General features: G+C 69.6%; 3 protein-coding genes. 1 reads left to right on the forward strand and 2 read right to left on the reverse strand.

Annotated elements, in window-relative coordinates; translation table 11 throughout:
* Nucleotides 1–1,055 (reverse strand): HAMP domain-containing protein (locus ACOQFS_RS00095; protein ID WP_421560947.1); only part of this gene is annotated, 1,055 nt, incomplete at its 3' end.
* A gap of 283 nt (nucleotides 1,056–1,338) precedes the next feature.
* On the opposite strand from ACOQFS_RS00095, the gene ACOQFS_RS00100 reads away from it, so the two are divergent.
* Nucleotides 1,339–2,976 (forward strand): hypothetical protein, encoded by a 1,638-nt coding sequence (locus ACOQFS_RS00100; RefSeq protein ID WP_421560948.1) that lies wholly within the window; start codon nucleotides 1,339–1,341, stop codon nucleotides 2,974–2,976.
* A gap of 69 nt (nucleotides 2,977–3,045) precedes the next feature.
* On the opposite strand, the gene ACOQFS_RS00105 is transcribed toward ACOQFS_RS00100, so the two are convergent.
* Nucleotides 3,046–4,320, reverse strand: coding sequence for a CaiB/BaiF CoA transferase family protein (locus ACOQFS_RS00105; protein WP_421560949.1), 1,275 nt, complete (start codon nucleotides 4,318–4,320; stop codon nucleotides 3,046–3,048).
* Nucleotides 4,321–4,525 lie beyond the last annotated feature (205 nt).

A 4,525-nucleotide genomic window follows, 5' to 3' on the forward strand; every position in this document is an offset into this window, starting at 1 on the left:
GCGATCTTCTTGCTGCTGTCGTTGATGCCCTTCATGGTGGTCACCACCTCGGCCACCACGTCGCCACCCTGCACCGCCACGGTGCTGGCGCTCACGGCCAGCTGGTTGGCAGTGCGCGCGTTCTCGGCATTGGCCTGCACGGTGGAGCTGAGTTCTTCCATCGAGGCCGAGGTTTCCTCCAGCGCGCTGGCCTGCTGCTCGGTGCGGGCACTCAGGTCGTTGTTGCCCAGGGCGATTTCGGTACTGGCGGCTGCCACGCTGTCGGCGTTATTGCGCACGTTGCTCACCACGCGCGACAGGCTGATCTGCATGTCGTGCAGCGCGTTCAGCAGCAGGGCGATCTCGTCCTTGCCAGGCACCTGCTGCGCCACCGTCAGGTCGCCGCTGGCCACGGCCTGCGACACGCGCACCGCGTTGTCCAGCGGGTTCACCACCGTGCGGCTGAAGGCCACCGCCCCGGCAATGCCCAGGGCGCACACCACCAGCATCACGCCCAGGCTGATGGTGGTGGCGCGTTGCGCACCTGCGGCGGCCTGCTCGGCCACCTGGCTGCTGCCCTTGGCGATCAGGTCCACCGCCTGGTCCAGAAGCTGCGAGGGTTCGCGGTCCATGCCGGCCACGGCCTTGTCGCCGGCCTGGTGGTCGTGGTCGGCGGCCTTGAAGGCTTCAAACCCCTTGCGGTAGGCGGCGCCCATGCGCTCGTGCGCCTGGGCGAACTGCGTCACGCGGTCGCGGCTTTCACCCGCGGGCAGCGTGGTGAGCAGTTTTTGCGCCTCGTCCTTGACGACCTTTTCCTGTTTCTCGAACGCCGACCAGTAGCGCGTGAGCTGCGCCGGGTCCTTGCCGCGCAGCAGCACGTTCTTCCACTCCTGCACCTGCACCTTGAAGTCGCTGAGCATGGCGGCGGCCAGCCGCTCCTGGGCAAACGACTGCGCCACGGTGGTCTGGTAGGTGTCAAGCGCCTGGTTGAGCCGGCTGATGCCGAACAGCGCCGCCACGAAGAGGAGCAGCAAGGCTGCGGTGAATGCGAGAGGGAGCTTGAGACTGAGCTTCATGGCGATCCTCCTGGTTTTTGAATGACAGGTTGCATCGGGCAGCCGCCCCACCTGCGGGGGGACAGAACCGGGCTGCCAGGGTGGCGCCATTGTGGGCGCTTGTAAAACTTTGTTCAAGAACGCGATCACACCGTCGCGATGATCCCCGGCTGCGCGGAAGCAAGCCGCGCCCGGGCCTGCGGACAGGGTGCAACCCACTTGCCGACTCTTTGAGTTGTTTTCTTCTCCCTCTTTGTGCTGCCGGAACTGCAGGCCGTCGGCGTCCACATGCACGGAGGTTCTCGTGAAACGCCTTCCCCCCCGGCCCGACCTGGGCTATCTCAAGAAACAAGCCAAAACCCTGCTGGCCGAAGCCCGCGCGGGCGATGCTGCGGCTACGGCGCGCCTTGTGCCGCTGGCGTTGCCCGCAGGCATCGACCTGCGCCTGCACCACGCCCAGTGGTGCCTGGCGCGCGAGCACGGCTTTGCGTCGTGGCCCCCATTCCAGGCCTTTGTCCTGGCGCGCCGTGCGCTGGCGGACGACCCGGAGCGTGCCACGCTGCTGTGGCTGCGCCTGGTGTATGCGGGCGACATCGCGGGCGGCAACCACTTGGCGCGGCCCGCATTGGCCGAACAGCTCTGGGCCGAGGGCGTGGTGCCAGAGGCGGAGCAGGGCGTCTGGCTGGCCTGCGCCGTGGGCGATGTGGCCCGGCTGCGCGACCAGGTGGCGCGCGACCCTGCCTGGGTGCACCGCCCGGGCGGGCCGCTGCAGCTGCCGCCGCTGATGGCCGTCACACATTCCAGCCTGGCGCGGCTGCCCGCGTTTGCGCAAGGTCTGCGCGACTGCGCGGAGCTGCTGCTGCGCGCACGGGCCGACCCGCAGCAGCGCGTGGGCAGCCGCTGGCCTCCGGCGTCGCTGGCCGCGCCCGATGCGGCGCACCCCCTGTCTGCGTTGTATGGGGCAGCGGGAGTGCAGCACCACGCGGGCGTCACCCAGCTGCTGCTGGCGGCGGGGGCCGACCCCAACGATGGCGAGTCGCTGTACCACGCGCTGGGCAGCCTGGAATGCACGCGCCTGCTGCTGCAGGCGGGTGCCCGTGTGCCCGGCACCAACACGCTGCACCGCGTGCTGGACCTGGACGACCTGCCTGCACTGCAACTGCTGCTGGCCCACGGCGCAGACCCCAACGAGCCCCTGGGTGGCAGCGCGGGAGGTATGGAGCCGCTGCTGTGTGCGGTGCGCCGTCGCCGCTCGCTGGCGCATGTGCAGGCGCTGGTGGCCGCCGGTGCCGACCCCGCAGCGCGCACGGCCGAGGGCACGCCCGCGCACATCCAGGCGCTGCGCTACGGTCTGCCGGAGGTGGCTGCCTTTTTGCGTGGCGTGCAGGGCGTGGCAGAGCTGCCCGCCGACGAGCGATTTGTGGCGGCCTGCGCGCAAGGCGATGAGGCCCAGGCCCGCGCCTTGCTGGCCGCGCATCCCGGCAAGGTGCAGGGCTTGTTGCCCGCCCATCAGCGCCTGCTGCCCGAGCTGGCTGCGCAGCCAGACTGCGGCGCCGCCGTGCGGCTGATGGTGCGCCTGGGCTGGCCCATCGACACGCCCGGCGGCGACTGGCAGGGCACGGCGCTGCACCACGCCATCTTCCGGGGCGACGGGGCGCTGACCCGCTTCTTGCTGGAACACGGTGCGCGCTGGCAGGCGCGGCACGGGTTTGACGACAACGCCTGCGGCGCGCTGTCGTGGGGCTCCATCAACACGCCCGAACCCGATGGCGACTGGGCCGGCTGTGCGCAGGCGCTGTTGGACCACGGCCTGCCGCCTGCGGCGCCGGACCCGGGGGGATCGGATGCTGTCTGGCTGGATGGCCGCCTGATGCGCTTCTCGGACGAGGTGACGGACTGCCTGCTGGCGGCGGCAGAACTACCGGTGCAGCCTGTGCCGTAGGCCCAGAAAGACCAACGCCCCGCATCCTGTCGGCGCGGGGCGTTGTGGCGTGGATAGAAAAGCGTGCCGCTACACCACGCCCTGGTCCCGCAGCGCCGCAATGCGCGCCGCGTCCAGCCCCATCCCGTGCAGCACTTCATCGGTGTGCTGGCCCAGCGCCGGCGGAGCGTTGCGCAGCACGGGCGGCGTGGCCGACAGGCGCAGCGGGCTGGCCACGCCGGTGATCTGCTGCACACCATCTGCGGCGGCCTCGCCGTCCTTCCAGCGCGGCAGGCTCACGGCCAGGCCGCGCGCCTTCACCTGTTCGTCGTCAAACGCCTGGGCGATGGTGTTGATGGGGCCGCAGGGCACGGCCTTGTCTTCCAGCAGCGTGATCCACTCGGCGGTGGTGCGCGTGCGCGTTACGGCCTCCATGGCGGGGATCAGCGCAGCACGGTTTTGCACGCGCAGGGTGTTGGTGGCATAGCGCGGATCGGTCGCCCACTGGGGCTGGTTGGCCGCTGCACAGAAGCGCTGGAACTGCCCGTCGTTGCCAATCGCCAGCAGCATGTTGCCGTCCTGCGTGGGGAAGTCCTGGTAGGGCGCGAGGCTCGGGTGGCTGTTGCCCATGCGGCCCGGTGCCTTGCCCGTGGCGAGGAACCCGGAGGCCTGGTTGGCCAGCACGGCCATGCCCACGTCCAGCAGCGCCATGTCGATGTGCTGGCCCTGGCCCGTGCCGTTCACCGCGTTGTCACGCACATGCAGCGCGGCCAGGATGGCGTTGCTGGCGTACAGGCCGGTGAACAGGTCGATCACGGCCACGCCCACGCGCATCGGGCCGCCGCCGGGCTGGTTGTCTGCCTGGCCGGTGATGCTCATCAGGCCCGTCATGGCCTGCACCATCAGGTCGTAGCCTGCGCGCTCGGCGTAGGGCCCGTCTTGCCCAAAGCCGGTGACGGAGCAGTAGATGAGGCGCGGGTTGAGCGCGCGCAGGCTCTCGTGGTCCAGGCCGTATTGCTTCAGGCCGCCGACCTTGAAGTTCTCCACCACGATGTCGGCCTCTTGCGCCATCTGCTTGATGAGCGCTTGCCCTTCGGGCTGCGCCATGTCGATGGTGACCGAGCGCTTGTTGCGGTTGCAGGCGGTGTAGTAGCTGGCCTGGTTCGTGTCGTTGCCCTCGGCGTCCTTCAAAAAGGGCGGGCCCCACTGGCGCGTGTCGTCGCCCACGCTGGGGCGCTCCACCTTCACCACGTCTGCGCCCAGGTCGGCCAGGATCTGCGTGCACCACGGGCCCGCCAGCACGCGCGAGAGGTCGAGCACCTTGATGCCTGCGAGGGCGCCTGCGTTGGAGGGGGATGTGGTCATGGTTTTCAAGAACTATGAATTTGATAGCTGCTAGGGCTTATCCAATAAGCGCTAGCGGCCTAAAACACTGGAAATGTGCGGCGATGCGCCTTGAAGGCTCCCTCTCCCCTCGCGGGAGAGGGTGGGGGAGAGGGGGTGATCAGGCACACCGCATGCGCCGCTACCCCCTCTCCCCCGGCCCCTCTCCCGCGAGGGGAGAGGGGAG

The organism is Paracidovorax sp. MALMAid1276 (assembly GCF_049198005.1).
Classification (GTDB): Bacteria; Pseudomonadota; Gammaproteobacteria; order Burkholderiales; family Burkholderiaceae_C; genus Acidovorax.